The organism is Mesorhizobium sp. M0410, from assembly GCF_040321435.1.
GTDB lineage: Bacteria > Pseudomonadota > Alphaproteobacteria > Rhizobiales > Rhizobiaceae > Mesorhizobium.
This window is the reverse complement of the sequence record NZ_JAMYRN010000008.1, coordinates 66,573-87,964: the sequence shown is the minus strand read 5'-3', so window position 1 is coordinate 87,964 and position 21,392 is coordinate 66,573. Positions and strand designations below refer to the sequence as shown.

The window sequence follows — 21,392 nt, the reverse complement described above, 5'->3', positions numbered from 1 at the left end:
TCTCTACGGCCAGCCGGCGCCCGGCGCAGTAGCGTCGACGCTGAGCACATGGCCGCTACGGGCATCGCTGATCATATGTTCGAAGCCGCGCCATTCGGCGGCGACGATGAACAGCGTTTTTCCCTCGCTGCCGCCGAGCATGCAGGCAAAGCAGCCGCGGTCGACATCGACGCTTTCGAGCATCGCGCCGCCCTCGCGCACCCGCACGCAATGCCGGTTCGGAACGTCGGCATACCAGGCCGCACCTTCGGCATCGAGGCAGATGCCGTCTGGAAAACCGTTGCCGAGATTGGCCCAGATCCTGCGGTTGGAAAGGCCGCCATCGGCAGCGATGTCGAAGGCGGTCAGCCGGTTGGCGTGGGACTCGGCAACGATAAGCGTCTTATTGTCAGGCGTCACCGCCATGCCATTGGCGAAGGCGAGGTTCTCAGCCACTTGTTGAACCGAGCCGTCAGGTGCGACCAGCACGATGGCGCCGGGGCCGAATTGCTGGCCGGGACCCGGAGCAGGCCCACCACCATTGACATAGATGTTGCCGCGTCCATCGACGACGATCTCGTTCCACGGGCTCTTTGATAGTTGTCTCAGATCGGCATGGGTGACCAATGTCCTGTCTACCTCCTGCCTGAGGATCAGCCCTTCGCGGCCGGACACGACAAGCAGGCGCCCGTCCGGCAGCCAGTCAATGGAATAGGGCAGGGTGGCCGGCACGGTGAGCACGATCTCACTGTTGCCTAGGGCGTCAACGGCGATGATCTGGCCCGTACCCCAGTTGCAGAACCACAGCCGGCCATCGTGCCAGCGCGGTGACTCGCCGAAGGCCAAGCCGTTCATCACCACTTGCACTTGCCTAGCTGCTGATTTCTGCATGGGCCGAGAACCTCCGAGTTTGCGCAAATCGTCAAGGCCGAAAGGCCGATGAGAGGCGCTGTCTTGCCAAGGACGGGCGAGAGTGCTGCGTTCCGACAAATGAGGATGGCGACGGCGTCGTTTATATTTGACCTGAGTAGCCGCACGGAACCGCGCGATGCGCCGTGCGCCTCCACTCATCCTTCTTCAATGAAGTATAACCGGCCGGTGCTTGCGGACGAGAAAGTCAAATGCAAGAATCACGTTGGCCCGCAGAATCCTGTAGTGGCAAGCAGGAAGGGCGTTTGGCGTGTTTGAAAGATTTTCCCGCTGGGCTAAGAAGAAATTTCAGCGATCAGCGACCATTTCACCGACTCGGTCCAAACAGTCATTCCCAGGCAAGCCATCATCTTCGGTGATCGTGCCGCGCTCAGTCGTGGAAGACGCGGCCGACAATCCTTTCGGTCTCATTGTAGCCGTCAGAGAATTCGTCGAAGCCATGGTCTCGCAAGGCCTTTACCGTTCCACGGAAATCAGCCCCAAGGCAATGCAGGCCTGTCATGCCGATGACTATTTGGCTGAGGTCAACAATGGCGGCCATAGCCAGTTCATCTATAATTCTGGCGAAGAACTCGACACCGTCATTGCCGACGCACGCACCGCCCTCGCTGAGATGGGCGCGCACGGACAACTGGCGACTTTGGACCAAATGGCTGCCTGGGTCGCGGAGCACCCCGAGGAGACTGAGGAACAGACAGGCTTCGAAGGAGGTACTGACGATAAGCTCAGTACTCTCGACCGTCTATTCTACCAAGCCGATCAGGCCGCATCGATGCTCGCTCTATCGGCGCGCTGGATAAACTCGTGGCCTGAACTCGCAATCGTTGAGGATGCCGACTACCGAGAAGCCATTCATCAGCTGGCCGTGACCAATCCCCGGCGCCAGCCGAGGCTACTCCATCGTTCTGTTGGCAAGCTGGTCAATCAAATGACGGGCTGGCGTGATGTCGGCGTCGGCCTTGCATGCGCCGAGGCGCCTAGGCCCGAGGTCAAGCTGGCGCTCGGCATGGCAAGGGTGCTGGACGTCGAGGGCGAAAAACTGTTGGCTTTTCAGCTGCGCACCAATGCCAAGGAGCCGCGTCTAGCCGTCGCCACGCCCACGCATGCGGCCGTCTATGAATATATCGCCCCGAAGGATTCGTACGTCGCGCGTCCGGGCGAGAATCCATTCGCTGCCGGCGCCCCGCGCGTCGGCAAGAGACTTGCCCGTGTTGAAGCGCAGGCAATAGAAACGGTGCTCGAATTGGCCGCAGCCTATCATGCGCCGGTCGCTGTCGACCTCTTGCTACGCAGGGCCGGGTTCGATCCGACCGAAGCAATTGTCTCGGCGAACTCGGTCGTGGCCAGGGAAGGCGACACGGTTGTGAACTGGGTGGTTATGGCCGACGGGCACGTATTCTTCCTCCAGTCGACCCCGAACGGCGCCGAGCTGCGCGGCAGCCACGAAGAGAGCCTGGCGGAGGCCGATCGGCGCGAGCTCGACGAGTATTTCGACCAAGCGGCGGCAGCGGGTGCCTGAGTGGATTTCGCTTGGTCGTTCTGAGAGACGGCGGCGCGACCGCCAAACCCTCAACCGCCCCCATTGTCGCGTTGCGACCGCGGGGTGTTTCCGCTATTGAGGCCGGACTTGGAACCAAGGTTGTCCTGATCCCATGAGCCTCGTTGACACGATCAAGAATGCGTTCGTTCCGATCCATCGCGAGGGTTATCCCTTTATCGCTGCGTTCGGCGCGGCGACGCTCTTTCTTGGCTATTTCTCCTCGACCCTGTTCTGGATCGGTCTCATCCTGACAGCCTGGTGCGCCTATTTCTTCCGCGATCCCGAGCGTGTCACGCCGATCGACGAGCGGCTGGTTGTCAGCCCGGCCGACGGCATCGTCTCGGCGGTTGGCCCGGCCGTGCCGCCGCGCGAGCTTGGCCTCGGCGGCGGCGAAATGACCCGCATCTCGGTATTCATGAACGTCTTTTCCTGCCACGTTAACCGCTCTCCGGTGCGTGGCCGCATTTCCAGGATCGAGCATCGGCCAGGAAAATTCCTCAACGCCGAACTCGACAAGGCAAGCACCGAGAACGAGCGCAACGGGCTGGTCATCGAAAGCCCCAATGGAACGGTCGCCGCGGTGCAGATTGCCGGCCTGGTGGCGCGGCGCATCGTCTGCTGGGCCGAGCCCGGCGGCGCCATCGGCACCGGCGAGCGCTTCGGGCTGATCCGCTTTGGCTCGCGCGTCGATGTATTCCTGCCCTCGACCGCGACGCCGCGTGTCGCCGTCGGCCAGACCGCGGTTGGCGGTGAGACGGTGCTGGCGGAATTCGGCGGCGTTGCTGCAACGCCGCTCGTGCGGGTCTCCTGACCGGTGGCGCCGCCGTTCAAGAAATTCGAGGCGCATGGCGGCGGTGGCCCGCGCATTCGCGAAATCCCGATGCGCATGGTGCTGCCCAATCTGGTCACGGTGCTTGCCATCTGCGCTGGCCTGTCCGGTATTCGCTTCGGCTTCGAAGGCCGCTTCGAGCCAGCGGTGGTGATGGTGCTGCTCGCCGCCTTCCTTGATGGTATCGACGGCCGTCTGGCGCGAATGCTGAAGGCGACTTCCAAATTCGGCGCCCAGATGGATTCGCTGGCCGATATCGTCAATTTCGGCGTGGCACCGGCGCTGGTGCTCTATGCCTTTCTGCTCGATAGGGCAGGTTCGCCGGGCTGGATCGCCGCACTGCTGTTCACCATCGCCTGTGGGATGAGGCTTGCCCGTTTCAACGTGCTCGACGAAGAGCTCGACCGTCCGCAGTGGCAGACCGAATATTTCGTCGGCGTGCCGGCGCCGGCGGGTGCGGTGTTGGTGATGCTGCCGCTCTATCTGTTCTTCCTCAGGCTTGGGCTTGAACCCAGCCGCCTGGCGGCCTTCATTGCCACCGGCTTTACAATATTGGTGGCGTTCCTGCTGGTCAGCAGATTGCCCGTCTATTCCGGCAAGAGCGTCAGGATACCGGGCGACAGGGTGCTGCCGATCATTCTCGCAGTCGTTCTCTACGTCCTGCTTTTGATGACCTATCCCTGGTATACGCTGACGGCCTCGGTTGCCGGCTACCTGGTCTTCTTGCCGTTCAGCGTGCGCGCCTATTCGAGACGCGCCAAGCGCGAAGGCGAGAAGGTGCCGTCGTCGGACATTGGCTGACGGATTTTGACTTGGGAGCGGCTCGCAGAGCACGCGGCGCTGTGGAACGCAGCTCAAAAACCCGTTTTCGGAACTTGCTGGGCGGCCAGATCGTTTGTGTTGGTAGGTCCGTTTGAGCGGCGGGTCGTGATACATCGTCAACGTCGCGCAAGCTGCCGCATCGGGCGCAAACCATCGGAAACGAGGAGAAATGGCTGTCATCCTCATCGGCGCGTTACTGACTGTCGCCGGCCTCGTCTATATGGCGGTTGCGGCCATCATGCGCGGGCGGCTTAGTGAGCCGGCCGCTGTCTCCGCCGCGCCGGATAGTCCGACGCCCAATCTCGCAACACCAGGTCCGACTCTGGAGCCGCGACGACGCGGGCTCCGTTTTCTCGGCCTGTCGCAGAACTGGCCGGGCCTGCTGATGATGGCCGTCGGCATCATTCTGCTGTTGTCGGTAGTGGTCTTCTAATGGATGTCGCGCAAAAATGTGCAGCGGTTTTGCGATAACGGCATACAAAAGCAAGAATCTAAGCGCGTCGCACAAGGCCGGTCAAACGCGACGCGCTTTGGAGTTTCGACAGCAAACCTCAGGCGGCTGCGCTCAGTCCCAGCCTCTCGAGCGCCAGCTTTCTAGTCGAGACATAGTCGGTCTTGCCGGAGCCCAGCACCGGGATCTCTTCGACCTTGACGATGTCGTTCGGCACCATCAGTTCGGCCGCCCCGGCTTTTTTGCCGAATTCGCGCAATTCGTCGGGATCCGCATTGTCGGCGGTGGAGACCAGAACGAGGCGCTCGCCGCGCCGCTTGTCCGGCACTGCCACCACGGCGTGATGTTCTTCCGGCCACAGCGACTGCACCAGCATCTCGACCGCACCAAGCGATACCATCTCGCCGGCTATCTTGGCGAAGCGCTTGGCGCGGCCGCGAATGGTGATGAAGCCTTCGCGATCGACCGAAACGATATCGCCGGTGTCGTGCCAGCCTTCGAGCGGCTGCAGCTCGCCCGGCCTATCGGCGGTCATGTAGCCCATCATCAGGTTCGGCCCGTCGAGCCACAGCCGGCCGGCGTCGCTGATGCCTTCGACCGGTTCGAGTTTCATGCGCATGGCCGGCAGCAGCCGCCCGACCGTTCCGTCGCGGCCGTGGATGGCGGTGTTGACGGCAACCACCGGTGCGGCCTCGGTCAAGCCAAAACCTTCGATGATCTCGGCCTGGAAGCGCTCGCGGTACACCCGGCGCGTCTCCGGCTTCACCGCCTCGGCACCGGCGACGACGAAGCGCAGGCTGGAAAAATCGCCGTCCTTGGCGGTGCGGGCATAGTTGGCGAGGAACGTGTCGGTGCCGAACATCACCGTTGGCCGGACCTTGCGCGCCACCTCCGGAATAAGTTTGTAGTGGAGCGGTGACGGGTAGAGGAACAGCTTTACTCCGGTGACCAGCGGCAGGATGGTGCCGCCGGTCAACCCGAACGAGTGGAACACCGGCAGCACGTTTAGCAGGATGTCGGCAGGCGAGATGGTGATGCGGGCTTCCGCCTGCATCGCATTGGCAAGAAGGTTCCGGTGCGACAGCACCACTGCCTTGGGCGTGCCTTCCGAGCCGGAGGTGAACAGGATCACCGCCGGCTTGGCCGCATCCTGGCGCTGCAGCGGCCAGCGCCACAGCAAGGCGGCTGCGGCCTTGTCCAGCACGGTCACGCTTGCGCGGACATCCTCCAGCCACAACAGTTTCGCCCCGCCCTTTTCCACCGCCTCGACGATGTCGGCGAGGTTGGCCTTTTCGACAAACGCGCGTGAGGAGACCACGGTGCGGATCATCGCCGTGCGGACGGCGGCGGTGACGCTGGCCGGGCCGGCGGTATAGTTGATCATTGCTGCCACCCGCGCAGCCGACAAAAGTCCGACGAACGACAGCACGACGCCATTAGCGTTGGGCAGGAGCAGCCCAACCGCTTCGCCCGGCGCTGTTATTGCCTCGAAGCGGTGGCCCAAAACCCTGGCGCCGATGAACATTTTCCGGTAGCTCAGCGCGCCACCAATGACGTCCTCGACAATTGGATGGGAAGCGCCAACCCGGTCGGCGGCATCGCGCATGGCAAGAAACAGGCCGCGATCGAGATCGTTGCCGAAAAGCCTGGCCTCAGCGAAGCGATCGAACAACGCATTTGTGTTGGAGGCCTGATCAGGATTCCGCGCCACCAACTCGGCAATGGTCATCGGCTCCAGCACGCTGATCGACAGCTGCGGAAACCAGTGGCGGGGCGCCTTGTCCGCTGGCGTCAGTGAAGCCGGCAGGCTGCGTGCGCCGGCAACGAAGATCGGCACGATGCGCGCGTCGGCCTGCATGGCGATACGGGTGATGGCGCGAAACAACCGAAACGACTTGACGTCGGGCTCGACCGCATCCGGCAGGTAAACGGCGAGCCGGCCCTTGCCCTTCAGCACCCGCACCAATCTGCGGCTGACGAAGACATGCTCGGCGTTGAAGGCGATGGTGCGGCCGAGCTCACGCCACGGCTCCAGCCACGGCGACCTGGCCGAAGCCTGGTCGAGGATGTGCAGCGTGTCCTCCGGCAGCAGCGACAGCATCAGCGCCGGCTCGATGCGTGACTGATGCCAAACGACGTAGATGACCGGGGCCGCCGACTTGCGGGCAATCTTGATGCGCTCGTCGCTGATCCGGTAGGCGAGCTTGAACGGCACGTAGAGCAGCGCCTGGCTCAAACGCAGGCCGAGGCGGAACGTCTCCACCACGCCGATCAGCAGCCACTCCGCGACAAGACCCGCAAGCAGCGCCAGTGTCAGGATCATCGCCGCATCTCCCAACAATCTCACGTCACGGCTCTTCAGTGGCCGCTTCGGGTGAGAACCTAGCCGAAGTTGGATCAACGTCAATGCGGCTCCATTTTCCTTTTCTCCTGTCATCACTGGATTCGGCTGCCTATCGCAGCTACGCCGCTTTCATCCTTCCGCTGATGAAGCGGAATTCCTGCGTTTTGCCGCCAAAGCCATAGGCCGCCGCAGGTACTTCATGCACGAGGGCGTAGCTTTCCTCATGCACCTTGCCCAGAAGCCGGCCGAATGCGGCAAAAATTGCCTGCAGATACGCCTCCAGCTCGAGCTTGGTGTTGGTGCCGTCGACAACCTTGATGTCGAGCCAAGCCGTGTTGGCGCCATGCTCGGCCAGCGACTTGCCGCCGGCGAACCAGTGCTCGGGGTCGTGATAGGAAATGGCAACAGCTGTAATCGTTGCGTCTTTGCGCAGATGCATGGCCGTCAGTTCGGTTACCTCCTTGGCAATGGCGGCTGACAAACCGGCATCGGGTTTGCCGGTAACGCTGACATTGATGATCGGCATGTTTCTTCTCCTCGGCTTCAAGCGGCGTTTCTCGCCGTCCAAAAAATCGTGCCATCATTATTAAATCAAAAAAATCGAATTGTTTTTGATAAACACTTTGATAATATCGAATTATGCAGGTGTTCGATCCCGACCTCCTCAAGACTTTCCTCGCTTTCGTCGATGGCGGTTCCCTGGCGCGGGCTGCGTCGATCGTCGGCCGCTCGCCGTCCGCAGTGACCGCGCAGATGCAGCGGCTCGAGGATGTTGTCGGCGAAGCGCTGCTGGTACCGCAGGGGCGAGGACGCGGTCTGACGCCGGCAGGCGAGGATCTTGTCGGCCACGCGCGTCGCATCCTTGCCGCGCACCGCGAGGCGTGGCTGGCCCTCAAAGGGGCGCGTGCCGACGGGCGCGTCGCCATCGGCACCACGCAGGACTTCGCCGACAGCGGCTTGCCGCAGCTTCTCAGGGCTTTCGCTGTCAGCCATCCTCGCGTCAGGATCGAATTGCGCGTCGGCCGTTCCGCCGAACTGGCGCAGGCTTTGCAGGCCGGCGCCCTTGATCTGGCCATTGCCATGCGGCAGGTGCCGACACGCGACGAAATCGGCGTGCTCAAGGAACCGATGATCTGGCTTTGCTCACAGAATGGGCTGGCCACCCGCCATGACGAACTGTCCTTGGCACTGCTCGATCCTCATTGCGGGTTTCGCGAAGCGGCGACCAGTACACTCGATGCGGCCGGCCGTCGCTACCGTATTGCTGCCGGCAGTGCCAGCCTTGCCGGCCTGCGCACGGCAGTGCACGCCGGCATCGCCTTGACGTTGAGGACTGCGCGCTTCGCTCATTCCGGCATCGTCGAGGCGCCGCGCGATCTTGATCTGCCGCCAGTGCCGGTCGCCGAATTCGCCATCCGCTTGCGTGAGGATGCCGATCGACCAGCGCAGGATCTGGCCGCGTTGTTCAGCGGCAACCTGGCCTTGGCCAACTGAGCCAGCAAAGAAAAAGCCGACCTTGCGGTCGGCTCTGAGTAGGACGGGCCGAGGGGTTTGGGGGGACTTGGGGTGGCCCGTCGCAGCCATAATGACTGAGCCCTATGATGGTTCCATGACTTTTCAAATTTATTTTGAGGAACGGACTTCTCGTGATCGGACCGCCAACTCGCCCTCGGACGCGGCGAGGATTGGTCATGCATCCGCTGCGCGCTGCTTGGCCATCAGCCAGTCTCGGCCGGCGTGAGCGAACACCGCGCAAAGCACGATGGCCCCGCCGAGCATGCTGGCTGCCGGCGGGATCTCCGCGAGGAACAGGAAGGCAAACAGGATCGCGAATGGCACTTCGGCCGAGCCCAGCAATCCTGACTCGGCCGCCGGAATAAGCCGGGTGCCCTCCGTCCACAGGATCGAGGCCAGCGCGAACGAGGCGCCGAAGGTGGCTAGAAGCACAGCGTCCCTGGCCGAGACGGCCAGCGGATCGGTGATGAGCCAGCCGAGCACGAACAGGAGGAACGCCGACATGGCACCCGCCCACACCACCGGCGTATCGCGGAAGGCCCGCACCATGATCATGTAGAGCGCGCTGCCGATCGTCATCAGCAGCGCCAACCCGTCGCCGAACAGATGGCCGGTGCCGAAGCCGGACCAGACCATGATCGCCACACCGCACAGTGACACGGCGGCGGCGGCAAGCGTCTGCAGCCGGAACGGCTCGCGGACCAGCATGAAGGCAAGCAGCGCGGTGACGAAAGGGGCCGTGGCATAGATGATCGCGACATTGGCGACAAAGGTGAACTTGAACGCCGAGATGAAGGCGATGCTGGCGAGCGCGCCCTCGATCGCCAGCAGCCAGCCGCGCCAGCCGAGCCGCAGGCTGTCGCGACCGCCGGAGCGCTGGCGACGCCATAGCACATAAAGGCTGATCAGGATCGAGCCGACGAAGCCGCGCCAGCAGGTGATGGTCAGCGGGTCGGCATGGATCGATTTGGTCAGCACGCCGGTGAGGCCGAAGACGGCCGCCGATGCCGAGACCAGGATGATGCCGAGGGTACGTTCGCGGGCGCTTTCCACTGTGCCTGACATGTCCAGCGATTCCGTCATTTTACCAGCTTACGCTGCCCCGTCCTGACACCATAGTGTCAGCTTGATCGAGGCGTCGTGCATCGAAACAGCAGACGGCAGCGCCGTTGAACAGGAGGCCCGCAAGAACCCTTTCGCGGGTTTCCAGGGTGGCGATATCGGCCATATGTCCGGCGGCCTTACGAATGTGTTGCGAGAGAGGGTGTGAAGGCGTTGGATGTCGGGCACCCGTATCGTCAGGCTATACGGGCGAAACCCTGCCAAGCGCTACGCCAGCGGGGACTTGCGTTTGGGGCAGGCGACACCGCCGTTAAGCGGCGAAGCCAGACAACTATGGGAGAGAAATGAAATGGACGCGATCGCATTGAAGGCCATGCAGGCGCCGCTGAAGGAGGCCTATCGCGACGACGCCTCGCGCGCGCTGATTACCCTCAAGGCCAAGGGCTCGATCGACGACCAATCGATCGCCTGCAAGGTCGAGACGGGCAGGGCGATTGCCATTGCCGGGCTGCATCCGGCGACCGGCGGCACCGGGCTCGAACTCTGCTCCGGCGACATGCTGCTGGAGGCGCTGGTGGCTTGCGCCGGTGTCACGCTGAAGGCAGTGGCGACGGCGCTGGAATTCAAGCTTGGAGCCGCCACGGTGGAAGCCGAAGGCGATCTCGACTTTCGCGGCACGCTTGGCGTGGCGAGGGATGCGCCGGTTGGCTTCCGCGCCATCCGGCTGACATTTGGGCTCGACACCGACGAACCGCAGGAGCGCATCGATGCGCTGCTCAAGCTGACCGAGCGCTACTGCGTGGTGTTTCAGACCATCAGCCAGAAGCCGGAGCTGACGGTCAGCGCGCGACGCTGACGATCTCCCCTTGAGGGTCCTCAGGGGGAGATGTCGCCGAAGGCGACAGAGGGTTGTCTCGCGTGAAGCGCCAACCGCTGCAGCAGGCCGAGCCCGATCGGACCAACCCCCCTCTGGCCTGTCGGCCATCTCCCCCTCAAGGGGGGAGATCACGCTGTCCTACTGCGCCGACGGCTCCTCGGCGTCGCCCTCGTCGGCGAAGGGCGAGGCGCTCGGCACGCACTGCACCGACCAGCCGGCCGGCGTCGGTTGCTTCTGGTATTCGGTTATGGCGAAGGCGCACTGTTCGCGGGTGTCGAATGTGCTGGGCAGCACGACCATGCCGCCTTGCGGGCCGGCGATCACCAGATACCAGACTAACGCTACGCTCGGTGCCGCCATGAGTATTTCCTCGCTCTGCTTGTTTGGGAGTCGCACGATCCTAGCAACTCCGGCCCAGCGGCGAAAGCTGGGCCAAAGCGCGGCGTTAAGCCACGGCATCACAGCCGCGTGATGTCGGTCGTTTTCCGGCTGTGGTTCAGTTCACCGCAAAACAATAGAACAGGCCGTCGCCGCCGGTGCCCTTCAGCGCCTCCTGGCTGCAGCCACCGCGTGACGCATGCGAGGAATTCCACGATTTGGCGGCTGCCGAATCATCGAGGCCGGTACGATCGTGATGACCCATCATCGCCACACCTTCTGCTCCGCTCAGCGTCCAGTCGCCGCAGGTCTGGTCGGCTATTTTCGCGCCATCCGGCTTGGAGCCGGTCAAAACGTCGTGCCGGTTGGGCGTGTCGCCGCGGCCGTTGACCATTTGGCCCTTTTCGTCGAGTGCCGTCTGTTTGGTGATGGCGTTGGCATCGCTATGCAGGGAAGCGACATCATCGGCGATCTTGACGCCCTTGGCGTTGAACCACGGGCCTTTGCCGATACGGTCGCGTGCATCGGTATCGCTGGTCGAGAGATAAGCGCGCCATGTCTTGCCGGTAACGCCCGCGGCTTCGGCCAGTGAACTACAATGGGCGTCGGCGCCGGCCACACCGCCGAGATCGGCGCCTTTGCCGGAGCCGACGCTGGTGACGAAAAAGCTCATCGTTGCCTCCTGCGACGACGTGGCGCCGATAACTGCAAGCAGCGCGGTGGCAGTCAAGAGAAGCAGTCTCCGCATATGGTCCTCCGTTCCTCGAATTGTGGCACCCGAACAACGTTGGTGCCGGCGCAATTCTTCCGGCAAAATGCGATGTGTGGCTACTCCGGCTGCCGGTAGGCGACAAAGCGATTGTGCTTGGCCTGGAAGATCAGCCCGGTCTCCTTGAGCATAGGGCTGGCCAGCGGCACGATACGCTTGGCGATCTCCGAAGGGTGCGGCAGTGTTTCAGGATCCTCGCCGGGTACGGCCTGCGCCCGCATCGCGGTGCGCGTTGCCCCGGGATCGGCGGCATTGACCCTGAGCGGCAGGTTTTCGGTCTCATGCGCCCATGAACGCGTCATGGCCTCGACCGCCGCCTTCGACGCCGCATAAGGCGCCCAGAAGGCGCGTGCGGAGTGGGCAAGGCTGGAGCTCAGCACGATAGCACGGCCGGCATCTGAAAGCCTGAGCAGCGGGTCGACCGAGCGGATCAGCCGCCATGTTGCGGTGACGTTGATGGTCATCACCTTCTCGAAGGTCTTGGCCTCGACATGGCCGATCGGGGCGATGACGCCGAGCACAGCGGCGTTGGCGACCAGTATATCGAGCTTGCCCCAGCGCTCGTGGATGGCGCCGCCCAGCCGGTCGATCCCCGCCATGTCGGCAAGATCGAGCGGGACCAGCGTCGCCTGCCCGCCATCTGCCTTGATCTGGTCGTCGAGTTCTTCCAAGCCGCCGACGGTGCGAGCAACTGCAATCACATGCGCACCGGCCGCGGCAAGCTCCCTGGCGATGAAATAGCCGATACCGCGCGACGCGCCGGTGACGACCGCAACGCGGCCGGAGAGGTCAAGGCTCATACGATGGATTCCGACAGGCAAGGTGAAACCGCCGTAAGGGGCCAAGGGGACGGAGACAAACGGACCGGCAAGGCCTACGACCCACCTGCCGCCAACAGCGACAGCGTGCGCACATTGTCGGAGCCTTCGAAATCGGCAAGCCGGGTCGGATACTGACCGGTGAAGCAGGCGTCGCAGAATTGCGGCTGCTCGTTGTCGCGGCCGGCTTCGCCGACGGCGCGATAGAGCCCGTCTATCGACAGGAAGCCGAGCGAATCGACGCGGATGAACTCGGCCATCTCCTCCACCGACATGCGCGATGCCAGCAGCTTCGATTTCTCCGGCGTGTCGACGCCGTAAAAGCATGAGGCGCGCGTCGGCGGCGAGGCAATGCGCATATGCACTTCCTTCGCGCCGGCATCGCGCACCATCTGCACGATCTTCTGGCTGGTGGTGCCGCGCACGATCGAATCGTCCACCAGAACCACCCGCTTGCCTTCGATCATGCGGCGATTGGCGTTGTGCTTGAGCTTGACGCCCATGTGGCGGATCGAATCGCCGGGCTGAATGAAGGTACGGCCGACATAGTGGTTGCGGATGATGCCGAGCTCGAACGGAATGCCCGCGGCCTGTGAAAAGCCGATCGCCGCCGGCGTGCCCGAATCCGGCACCGGCACGACGATGTCCGCCTCGACCGGGCTTTCCAGCGCCAGCTCGGCGCCGATGCGCTTGCGCACTTCGTAGACATTGCGGCCTTCGACAGACGAATCCGGCCGCGCGAAATAGACATATTCGAAAATGCAGAAGCGGGTCTTCTGCGGCTCGAACGGGAACAGGCTTTCGATCCCCTTGCTGGTGACGACGACCATTTCGCCGGGCTTCAGGTCACGCACGAAACGCGCCCCGATGATATCGAGCGCACAGGTTTCCGAGGCGAGGATCCAGGCACCGTCAAGATCGCCGAGTACCAGCGGGCGGATGCCGAGCGGGTCGCGGCAGCCGATCATCTTCTTGGACGTCATCGCCACCAGCGAGAAGGCGCCTTCGACCTGGCGCACCGCATCGATAAAGCGCGAATTCAGGTCGCGCTCCTTGCTGGTGGCAACCAGATGCAAGAGCGTCTCGGTATCGGAGGTGGAAGAGAAGATGGCGCCTTGCTTCTGCAGCGCGCGCTGCACGGTCATGGCGTTGGTGAGATTGCCGTTGTGGGCGACGGCAAAGCCGCCATCGGCAAGTTCGGCGAAGAAAGGCTGGATGTTGCGCAGGCCGGAGCCGCCGGTGGTGGCATAGCGCGTGTGGCCGATGGCACGGTTGCCTTGCAGGCTGTCGATGACACGCTGCTTGGTGAAGGTGTCGCCGATCAGGCCGACATGGCGTTCGACATGGAATTGGGTGCCGTCGTAGGAAACGATTCCGGCCGCTTCCTGGCCTCGATGCTGCAACGCATGCAGGCCGAGGGTTACGATGGCTGCGGCGTCCTGCCGGCCGAAAATGCCGAACACGCCGCATTCGTCGTGGAAATGGTCGTCGGCTTCGGCGGAAAGCACGTCGTCTGCGTCTGCCATTGAGGCTGCCATTGGGGGCTCAAGCTCCGCTAAAGTCGCCATATAAGGCCATAGCGGATCGAAAGCAACGCACGTCGTGCGGCGTTCACATGATCGTCAGTCTTGATGCCTCGCCAAGTCTGCAGATTGGCAAGTCTGTCGAAATCAGTTTGCCGGCGCCGGGTTTGCAGGTGCCGGCGTCGCGGGCGCATTGTCTGCTGGCGGCGCGTCACTGTCGTCGGGTGCCGGTGCGGTGGCGTCGTCGCCGGCGGCAGGTGCTTCCGCTGCAGGCGCGTCTGGGGCCAGAGGCGTCTCGGTGGCTGGCTGATTCGGATTGAGCTTGTTGAGGATGGCGTTTTCCGGATCCTCGGGCAGCAGGCTTTCGAGCTTGGCGCCGATCGATTCGAGCAGCGGCTTTGACTTGGCGTTGGCAATCCAGCCTGGGGCCTTGGCGCCGGCCAGCCAATTGAAGAAAAGCAGAGCAACAGCGACGACCAGGATACCGCGCGCCGCGCCATAGAGGAAGCCAAGTGTACGATCGAGCGCGCCGATCCTGGAATCGATGATCCAGTCGGCGAGCTTCATGGTGATGACCGAAACGACGATCAGCGCTACAATGAAGACGATACCGGCGGCCGCGGCCATGGCGGCCTTTTCGTTGTCGATATAGGGCTGAATGTAAGGCAGCACCGGCTTGTAGAAGAAGAAGGCGGCCGCCGCGGCGGCTGCCCAGGAGATGATCGACAGGATCTCGCGCGAAAAGCCGCGAACCATGGCGAGCATCGCCGAGACCAGGGTGAAGCCGACGAGAATTCCGTCAAGCAGCGTAATCGGCATGTTTTCGCCCCACTCCGATCTCTTTTTCGCGGCTCGACGAGCCGCATCACTCTCGCTCGTCGACGCGGCTGCGCCGTGAGCCGGCTATGCGCGCCACGAGATCGGCAAGCTCGGTGGGCTGGAAAGCGCCGGCTCCGATCCCCCCGACCCCATTACAACCGACAAGTTCCTCGCTGCCCAAGGGCAGAACCGCGCTTCCGAAACCCAGCTTTTCGGCTTCCTTGAGGCGCTGCTGCGCATGTGCAACCGGCCTCACCGCACCCGAAAGGCTGATTTCGCCGAAATAGACGCAATCGGCGGGAAGGGCAAGACCGGTGAGCGAGGAAACCAGTGCCGCAGCCACCGCCAGGTCGGCCGCCGGCTCCGAAATGCGGTAGCCGCCGGCAACGTTGAGATAGACGTCGTGGGTGCCGAAGCGGACGCCGCAATGAGCTTCCAGAACCGCCAGGATCATCGACAGCCGGGCACCGTCCCAGCCGACGACGGCGCGGCGCGGCGTGCCGAGCGACGACGGTGCTACCAGCGCCTGGATCTCGACCAGCACCGGCCGTGTGCCTTCCATGCCCGCGAAAACCGCGGCGCCCGGCGACTTCGCGTGGCGTTCACCGAGGAAAAGCTCGGACGGGTTGGCGACTTCCCGCAAGCCCTTGTCCGACATTTCGAAGACGCCGATCTCGTCGGTTGGCCCGAAACGATTCTTGACCGTGCGCAGGATACGGAAGTGGTGGCCGCCTTCGCCCTCGAAATAGAGCACCGCGTCGACCATGTGCTCGACGACGCGTGGGCCGGCGATCTGGCCCTCCTTGGTGACATGGCCGACCAGAACGATCGCCGCCCCTGTGGATTTTGCGTAGCGGATCATCGCCTGGGCCGCGGCACGCACCTGGGTCACCGTGCCGGGCGCCGAATCAGCCATGTCGGTCCACAGCGTCTGGATCGAATCGAGAATGACCAGATCCGGCCGCTTGCCATCGGCGATGGTGGCGAGGATGTCCTCGACATTGGTTTCGGCGGCGAGCTCGACCGGGGTGTCGGCGACGCCGAGCCGCTGGGCGCGCAGCCTGATCTGGGCGACCGCCTCTTCACCCGAGACGTAGACGATGCGGTGGCCCTTTGCCGCCAGCGCGGCCGCGGCCTGGGTGAGCAGCGTCGACTTGCCGATGCCGGGATCGCCGCCGACCAGCAGCGCCGAGCCGCGCACGAAGCCGCCGCCCGTGGCGCGGTCGAGCTCGCCGATGCCGGAGACGATGCGCGGCGCGTCCTCGATGTCGCCGGACAAGGTGGTGAGCACTACGGCGCGACCCTTGCGCGCGTTACGGCTATTGGCCGGACCCGAGCCGATGCCGCCGGACGTACCTTCCTCGACCAGCGTGTTCCACTCGCCGCACGCATCGCATTTGCCGGCCCAGCGCTGATGCACCGAACCACAATTCTGGCAGATGAACTGGACGCGCGATTTGGCCATCAGGCGTGGCCCGGTTCGGGTGTGGCAGGTGCCAGCGCAGGATAGGGAGGCGGGACAGCGCCCCCCTCTGTCCTGCCGGACATCTCCCCCACGAGGGGGGAGATCGGACTGAACGTAGGATTTCGCCAATTTTCCGCGTCGCAAAAAAGAGTGGCGTCGCGAGTGACGGCCAATCTCCCCCCATGTGGGGGAGATGTCCGGCAGGACAGAGGGGGGCGCCGTAGAGCGCCGACCGCATTTTCGGGGCGTGGTTTAGCGAGCTGGTTCAAATTCAGTGCTTCTTGGCGAGAGCGCGAACTTCGGCAAGCGCCTCGTCGAGCAATTCCGGGTTGGGTGGCAGCATCTGCGAGTTGTAGATGGAAATCATCCCCTGTGTCTGGGTGGCAAACTCCGGCTCCGCTTTCCGCGCTTCCTCAGTGATCGCATCCACGTAAAACAGGAAATTCTGCCCGGCCAGAACAGGCACACCGCATCCACCCATGATCAGAGTGGTCGTGGAGACCACGCCATTCGGTTCCGGTTTGCCCTTGAACACCTCGGCAATCTCGTATCGTACGTTAACCAGTATTCGGCCATCACCCTCATCAGGCGGAACAGTTCCAAGTTTGATTGGGCTAAGCTCAGTTTCAGTAACCATGCCTCGGAATACCAGGGAGGCCTCCGCAAACGCTCGCTGCGGCGTCCAATGTGGAGGCATGGAACAAGCAGAGGCGGTTGCGAGGGCGGCAACCGCGCCAATGAGCGCAAAAGCAAGAACGGCGGCGCGTCTGAAGTGGTTACCCATGCTACTCAAACCGATCCGGCAAATGATGTTCCTCGGCAAGGTCGGAGAAGCGGGTGAACTCGCCCTGGAAGGCGAGGCTGACCGACCCCGTTGGGCCGTGGCGCTGCTTGGCGACGATGACTTCGGCCTTGCCGCGCATTTCGTTCATCTCGTGTTCCCATTTGATGTATTCGTCGGTGCCCGGCTTCGGCTCGCGGTTCTTCAGGTAGTATTCCTCGCGGTAGACGAACAGCACCACGTCGGCGTCCTGCTCGATCGAACCGGATTCGCGCAGATCCGAAAGCTGCGGGCGCTTGTCGTCGCGGCTCTCGACCTGGCGCGACAGCTGCGACAGCGCAATGATCGGCACCGCCAGCTCCTTGGCTAGCGCCTTGAGCCCGGTGGTGATCTCGGTGATCTCCTGGACGCGGTTTTGCGATGATTTCGCGCTCGACCCCTGCATCAGCTGGATATAGTCGATGACGATGACGTCGAGGCCGCGCTGGCGCTTCAGGCGACGTGCCCGGGCGGACAGCTGAGCAATGGAAATGCCGCCGGTCTGATCGATGAACAGCGGGATTTTCTGCATCGTCTGCGAGCACGCGACGAGCTTTTCGAAATCCATCTCGCTGATCTCGCCGCGCCGGATTTTCGACGACGGGATTTCGGTCTGTTCGGAGATGATGCGGGTGGCCAGCTGTTCGGACGACATTTCGAGCGAAAAGAAGCCGACGACGCCGCCATTGGCCGCTTTGAACGACCCGTCGGCCTGCTGCGCCGGGACGTAGGCCTCGGCGATATTGAAGGCGATATTGGTGGCGAGCGAGGTCTTGCCCATGCCGGGGCGCCCCGCAATGATGATCAGGTCGGACGACTGCAGGCCGCCCATGCGGCGGTCGAGGTCGCGCAAGCCGGTGGCGACGCCCGACAGATGCCCGTCGCGCATATAGGCGGCATTGGCCATGTCGACGGCGGTCTTGACGGCGTCGGTGAAGCTCTCGAAGCCGCCATCATAGCGGCCGGTCTCGGCCAACTCGAACAGGCGCCGCTCGGCATCCTCGATTTGGTCGGAGGGCGACATGTCGACCGGCGCGTCATAGGCGATGTTGACCATGTCCTCGCCGACGGTGATCAGCGCGCGCCGCGTGGCCAGATCGTAGATGGCGCGGCCATAGTCGGTGGCGTTGACGACCGTGACGGCCTCGACCGCCAACCGCACGACATATTGCGCCACCGTCATGTCGCCGACCTTCTCGTCGGCCGGCAGGAAGGTCTTCAGCGTGATTGGCGTCGCGATCTTGCCCATGCGGATGAGCTCGGCCGCGACCTCGAAGATCTTTCTATGCAGCGGCTCGTAGAAATGGCCGGGCTTCAGGAAGTCGGAGACGCGGTAGAAGGCATCGTTGTTGACCAGTATGGCGCCGAGCAGCGCCTGCTCGGCCTCGATGTTGTTCGGCGCCTCGCGATAGAGCGGTGTTTCCGCCACGCCGAATTTTCGTGCTGCCTCTGCCATGATGTCCCCGGTCCTGATCCCCGGTCTCTCGATATCAGAACGAGACAAGTCGGTGATGACTTATCTGCATCAGTCCCCAACCAACCAACTTTGATGCCCGCGATTCACAGCCAGGTTCTTTCGGTGGAAAGAATCTCAATTGACTCGAATCAAGATGGCGAGCCTAGCCGTTCTTGGGCGAGAACAAAACAGGAAAATAGCTGCCGGTCATTCCGGCAAGGCATCACCCCACTCCAGTCGCCGTGCGGCCTTGAACGTCTCGCCATCGCGCTTGGTGAACAGTCGCTCGGCAGCACTTCCATCCTGTTGGCAAAGCTTCAGCAAGACCTTGCCGGAGCCAGACTTCGGCGGTGCGATCACTCGCGCTCGAGGCGGAGTGGCCGGATGGCGGGAAGCCGCGACAAAGATGAATTTCTCGTCCTCCCACGGCACCTCGGCATCCTTGGCCAGACGGTGCAGGCGCGAGCGGGCGACCCGGCGGGCGAAATGGCACCAGTCGGGAGCGACGAGAGGGCAGGGCGCCTCATGCGGGCAGGGCGCAAGCACGTGCGCCCCCGTATCGATCAGCTGCCGCCGCACGGCAAGAATACGCTGCCAGCCGGCCGGCGTGCCCGGCTCGACGACCAGCAGCGTGTCGGCGGTCAGCTGCCAGAGCCGGTCGACGAGTTTTGCCAGCGATGCCGGCGCGATCTCATCCAGCACATAGGCTGAAGTCACCAACTCGGCCGGCTCCAGATCGACCAGGTCGACGGTGACGTCGCCGGTCCGCCAGGCGGTCCTGGCCGTGATCGCATGCGCGGCAAGTGCTTCGCCGACCCTTCGTACCGCGGCGCCGGCCTCGAGCAGCACCGCCTGCTGGAGATCAGGCCAGAGATTGATTGTGGCCCAAAGCACCGTGCCAGGGCCGGCGCCGACATCGAGCAGCGTTCTCGGAGCATAATCGGGCCGCGCCTCGCTTACCGCGTCGAGGCTGGCGCGGACGGCAGCATAAGTCGCCGGCAGCCGCGTTGCCAGATAGGCCTTCACCGCCATGTCTTCGGCCATGTGCAGGCGACCGTCGCGCAACTCTGCGCGGTAGCGGTCCGACAGCGTCTTTGCCGCTTGCTTAAGCATCGGCAACGGCACCTGTTCGAGAAGGCGATCGACGCCTTGTCTAAGCGGGACGGGCAGTTCCATCGCTTAGACAGTCCGAGGTGAGAGCAGAATGACCGAGGCGCCAACGATGCAGATCGCGGCACCGGCAAGATCCCAGCGGTCGGGGTGCACGCCTTCCGCCAGCCACAGCCAGGCCAGCGAGGCGGCAATGTAGATGCCGCCATAGGCGGCGTAGGCCCGGCCCGCGGCGCTGGTGTCGACCAGCGCCAGCAGCCACGCGAATAGCACCAGCGAGACGAGACCGGGCGCCAACCACAGCGGCGATTTTTCCAGCCGCCACCATGTCCAGAACGAAAAGCAGCCGGCGATCTCGGCAAGTGCGGCAGCGACGTAGAGGAGGTAGGTCATAAAAAGGTCCCGCGTTGACGGGAGCCTTTTCAGCGTGCCAGTCGGCAAATGGCAAGCGGCAATGGCGCGATCGCCGGCCGTCTACTCCGGATCCACCATTTTGCGGCGGCGAGCGGGCTTGGCCGCCGGAGCCTTTTCACGACGTCCAAGATCGCGCATCTCCAGCGCCTTCTCACAATTGGCCATGTAGTCGCGCGTCATCGGCAGCGTGTCGTTCTTCTTGGCAATCTGGATCTGGAAGATCACCAGATCTTGCCAGCGGAACGCAGCTTCCGAGGCGGCAAGATAGAACTCCCACATACGGCAGAAGCGCTCGTCATAAATCGCCTTGGCCTTGTCGCGGTTGGCCGCGAAGCGTTCGCCCCAATGCTTCAGCGTCTCGGCATAATGCAGCCGCAGAACCTCGATGTCGGTGACGACGAGCCCCGATTTTTCGATGGCCGGCATCACTTCGGAGAGCGACGGAATATAGCCGCCCGGGAAGATGTATTTGCGGATGAAGGCGCTGGTCGCCCACGGCACGCCGGAGCGGCCGATCGTATGCAGCAGCATGACGCCGTCCGGTTTCAGCAGCGTCGCCGACTTGTCGAAGAAGGTGCGGAAATGATTGACGCCGACATGCTCGAACATGCCGACCGAGACGATGCGATCGAAACGTTCATTGAGTTCGCGATAGTCCTTAATGTCGAAATGAACCCGGTTTTGCAGGCCCTGCGCATGGGCGCGGTCGGTGGCAACGCCGTGCTGCTCGGTCGACAGCGTCACGCCCTGTACGTCGACGTCGAACGCCTTGGCGAGATAAAGGCCAAGCCCACCCCAGCCGGAGCCGATATCGAGCACCGTCTGGCCGGCCTTCAGCCTGAGCTTGGCGGCAATATGGCGCTTCTTGGCCGCTTGTGCCTCGTCGAGGGTCATATCCGGCTGCTCGAAATAAGCGCAGGAATATTGCATGTCCTCATCGAGGAAGAGGCGGTAGAGGTCGCCCGACAGATCGTAATGGCGCTGCACGTTGCGGCGCGCCCGCGACGCCGTGTTGATCTGCTGCAGGCGCCGGAAGGCGTGGCGCAGACCTTCGATCGCTTTCGACCAGGTGGCATCGATACCGCCGCTGCCCATGTTCTGGAAGGCAATCCGCATCACCCCCAGCACGCCGCCCTCGAGAATGTCGAGTTCACCGTCCATGTAGGCTTCCGGCACCGCCAGCATCGGATCGAAAGTGATGGCGCGCTCGGCATGCCTGGTCTTGATGTGCATGTGCACCGGTTCGCCGCTGCCGTCACCGAAAGTCACCATCGAGCCTTGCGGCCCTGTCACCTTGAGATTGCCTGTGCGGACCAGGCGGTCGAGAATGCGTTTCAGCAGAATATTCATGACCAAATGTCCCCTCTCGGTCAGACAGGCTGTCTTATTCTGCATCAAGATATAGGGGTTCGAAAAGTTCCATTTGGCATAAAAATGCCCGGGTACGAGGCCCGGGCATTGGTCCAGAATA

21 protein-coding genes are annotated in these 21,392 nt (G+C 63.2%); 6 read left to right on the top strand and 15 right to left on the bottom strand.

The genetic code is table 11. The features are described 5' to 3' along the window. Nucleotides 1-3: 3 nt before the first annotated feature. A complete protein-coding gene (locus tag NKI63_RS13695) occupies nucleotides 4-870 on the bottom strand; it encodes an SMP-30/gluconolactonase/LRE family protein (RefSeq protein ID WP_352508531.1) in 867 nt (288 codons plus the stop codon). A 289-nt stretch (nucleotides 871-1,159) separates the two neighbouring features. Here NKI63_RS13695 and NKI63_RS13690 point away from each other — a divergent pair, with 289 nt between their 5' ends. The 4 genes from NKI63_RS13690 to NKI63_RS13675 all read left to right on the top strand — a co-directional run bounded on the left by NKI63_RS13690 (nucleotide 1,160) and on the right by NKI63_RS13675 (nucleotide 4,533). Continuing rightward, nucleotides 1,160-2,428 carry a DMP19 family protein gene (locus tag NKI63_RS13690; RefSeq protein ID WP_352508532.1) on the top strand — a complete coding sequence of 423 codons (1,269 nt, stop codon included), beginning with the start codon at nucleotides 1,160-1,162 and terminating at the stop codon, nucleotides 2,426-2,428. A gap of 133 nt (nucleotides 2,429-2,561) precedes the next feature. Continuing rightward, a complete protein-coding gene (locus NKI63_RS13685) occupies nucleotides 2,562-3,260 on the top strand; it encodes a phosphatidylserine decarboxylase (protein ID WP_352508533.1) in 699 nt (232 codons plus the stop codon). Between the two features lie 3 nt (nucleotides 3,261-3,263). Beyond that, complete coding sequence (locus NKI63_RS13680; RefSeq protein WP_023677728.1) at nucleotides 3,264-4,079, top strand: CDP-alcohol phosphatidyltransferase family protein; 816 nt, start codon at nucleotides 3,264-3,266, stop codon at nucleotides 4,077-4,079. Between the two features lie 190 nt (nucleotides 4,080-4,269). Beyond that, nucleotides 4,270-4,533: a hypothetical protein gene (locus NKI63_RS13675; RefSeq protein WP_352508534.1), complete on the top strand. Its 264-nt coding sequence runs from the start codon at nucleotides 4,270-4,272 to the stop codon at nucleotides 4,531-4,533. A gap of 118 nt (nucleotides 4,534-4,651) precedes the next feature. Here NKI63_RS13675 and NKI63_RS13670 read toward each other — a convergent pair whose 3' ends face one another. Together NKI63_RS13670 and NKI63_RS13665 are read right to left on the bottom strand one after the other, a co-directional pair. Next, on the bottom strand, nucleotides 4,652-6,874 hold the full coding sequence (locus tag NKI63_RS13670) for an AMP-binding protein (RefSeq protein ID WP_352822022.1): 2,223 nt from the start codon (nucleotides 6,872-6,874) through the stop codon (nucleotides 4,652-4,654). Between the two features lie 139 nt (nucleotides 6,875-7,013). Beyond that, nucleotides 7,014-7,421 (bottom strand): tautomerase family protein, encoded by a 408-nt coding sequence (locus NKI63_RS13665; protein WP_352479219.1) that lies wholly within the window; start codon nucleotides 7,419-7,421, stop codon nucleotides 7,014-7,016. Nucleotides 7,422-7,534: 113 nt separating this feature from the next. On the opposite strand from NKI63_RS13665, the gene NKI63_RS13660 reads away from it, so the two are divergent. After that, complete coding sequence (locus NKI63_RS13660; protein WP_352508535.1) at nucleotides 7,535-8,389, top strand: LysR substrate-binding domain-containing protein; 855 nt, start codon at nucleotides 7,535-7,537, stop codon at nucleotides 8,387-8,389. Nucleotides 8,390-8,584: 195 nt separating this feature from the next. On the opposite strand, the gene NKI63_RS13655 is transcribed toward NKI63_RS13660, so the two are convergent. Beyond that, nucleotides 8,585-9,493: a DMT family transporter gene (locus NKI63_RS13655; RefSeq protein ID WP_352689582.1), complete on the bottom strand. Its 909-nt coding sequence runs from the start codon at nucleotides 9,491-9,493 to the stop codon at nucleotides 8,585-8,587. Between the two features lie 328 nt (nucleotides 9,494-9,821). Here NKI63_RS13655 and NKI63_RS13650 point away from each other — a divergent pair, with 328 nt between their 5' ends. Then, complete coding sequence (locus NKI63_RS13650) at nucleotides 9,822-10,328, top strand: OsmC family protein (protein WP_352479222.1); 507 nt, start codon at nucleotides 9,822-9,824, stop codon at nucleotides 10,326-10,328. Nucleotides 10,329-10,487: 159 nt separating this feature from the next. Here the strand turns inward: NKI63_RS13650 and NKI63_RS13645 are convergent, their stop codons facing one another. The 11 genes from NKI63_RS13645 to NKI63_RS13595 all read right to left on the bottom strand — a co-directional run bounded on the left by NKI63_RS13645 (nucleotide 10,488) and on the right by NKI63_RS13595 (nucleotide 21,271). Beyond that, nucleotides 10,488-10,709 carry a hypothetical protein gene (locus tag NKI63_RS13645; protein ID WP_254820234.1) on the bottom strand — a complete coding sequence of 74 codons (222 nt, stop codon included), beginning with the start codon at nucleotides 10,707-10,709 and terminating at the stop codon, nucleotides 10,488-10,490. A 136-nt stretch (nucleotides 10,710-10,845) separates the two neighbouring features. Continuing rightward, nucleotides 10,846-11,475 (bottom strand): hypothetical protein, encoded by a 630-nt coding sequence (locus NKI63_RS13640; RefSeq protein WP_352507943.1) that lies wholly within the window; start codon nucleotides 11,473-11,475, stop codon nucleotides 10,846-10,848. An 80-nt stretch (nucleotides 11,476-11,555) separates the two neighbouring features. Further along, nucleotides 11,556-12,296, bottom strand: a complete 741-nt coding sequence (locus NKI63_RS13635) for an SDR family NAD(P)-dependent oxidoreductase (protein ID WP_352507942.1) — start codon at nucleotides 12,294-12,296, stop codon at nucleotides 11,556-11,558. A gap of 74 nt (nucleotides 12,297-12,370) precedes the next feature. Then, a complete protein-coding gene (gene purF / locus NKI63_RS13630; protein ID WP_352479226.1) occupies nucleotides 12,371-13,840 on the bottom strand; it encodes an amidophosphoribosyltransferase in 1,470 nt (489 codons plus the stop codon). Between the two features lie 144 nt (nucleotides 13,841-13,984). Beyond that, on the bottom strand, nucleotides 13,985-14,656 hold the full coding sequence (locus NKI63_RS13625) for a CvpA family protein (RefSeq protein WP_254820238.1): 672 nt from the start codon (nucleotides 14,654-14,656) through the stop codon (nucleotides 13,985-13,987). A gap of 46 nt (nucleotides 14,657-14,702) precedes the next feature. Continuing rightward, nucleotides 14,703-16,121 (bottom strand): DNA repair protein RadA, encoded by a 1,419-nt coding sequence (gene radA, locus NKI63_RS13620; RefSeq protein ID WP_352507941.1) that lies wholly within the window; start codon nucleotides 16,119-16,121, stop codon nucleotides 14,703-14,705. A gap of 271 nt (nucleotides 16,122-16,392) precedes the next feature. After that, the gene (locus NKI63_RS13615) at nucleotides 16,393-16,905 is read right to left on the bottom strand and encodes a hypothetical protein (RefSeq protein ID WP_352507940.1); all 513 of its coding nucleotides are present in this window, start codon (nucleotides 16,903-16,905) and stop codon (nucleotides 16,393-16,395) included. A gap of 1 nt (nucleotide 16,906) precedes the next feature. Then, on the bottom strand, nucleotides 16,907-18,397 hold the full coding sequence (locus tag NKI63_RS13610) for a replicative DNA helicase (RefSeq protein WP_023677714.1): 1,491 nt from the start codon (nucleotides 18,395-18,397) through the stop codon (nucleotides 16,907-16,909). A gap of 207 nt (nucleotides 18,398-18,604) precedes the next feature. Beyond that, nucleotides 18,605-19,573, bottom strand: a complete 969-nt coding sequence (locus NKI63_RS13605) for a small ribosomal subunit Rsm22 family protein (protein WP_352507939.1) — start codon at nucleotides 19,571-19,573, stop codon at nucleotides 18,605-18,607. 3 nt (nucleotides 19,574-19,576) lie between these two features. Further along, nucleotides 19,577-19,900, bottom strand: coding sequence for a YnfA family protein (locus NKI63_RS13600; RefSeq protein ID WP_352507938.1), 324 nt, complete (start codon nucleotides 19,898-19,900; stop codon nucleotides 19,577-19,579). Nucleotides 19,901-19,981: 81 nt separating this feature from the next. Continuing rightward, on the bottom strand, nucleotides 19,982-21,271 hold the full coding sequence (locus tag NKI63_RS13595; protein WP_352507937.1) for a cyclopropane fatty acid synthase: 1,290 nt from the start codon (nucleotides 21,269-21,271) through the stop codon (nucleotides 19,982-19,984). Nucleotides 21,272-21,392: the final 121 nt, after the last annotated feature.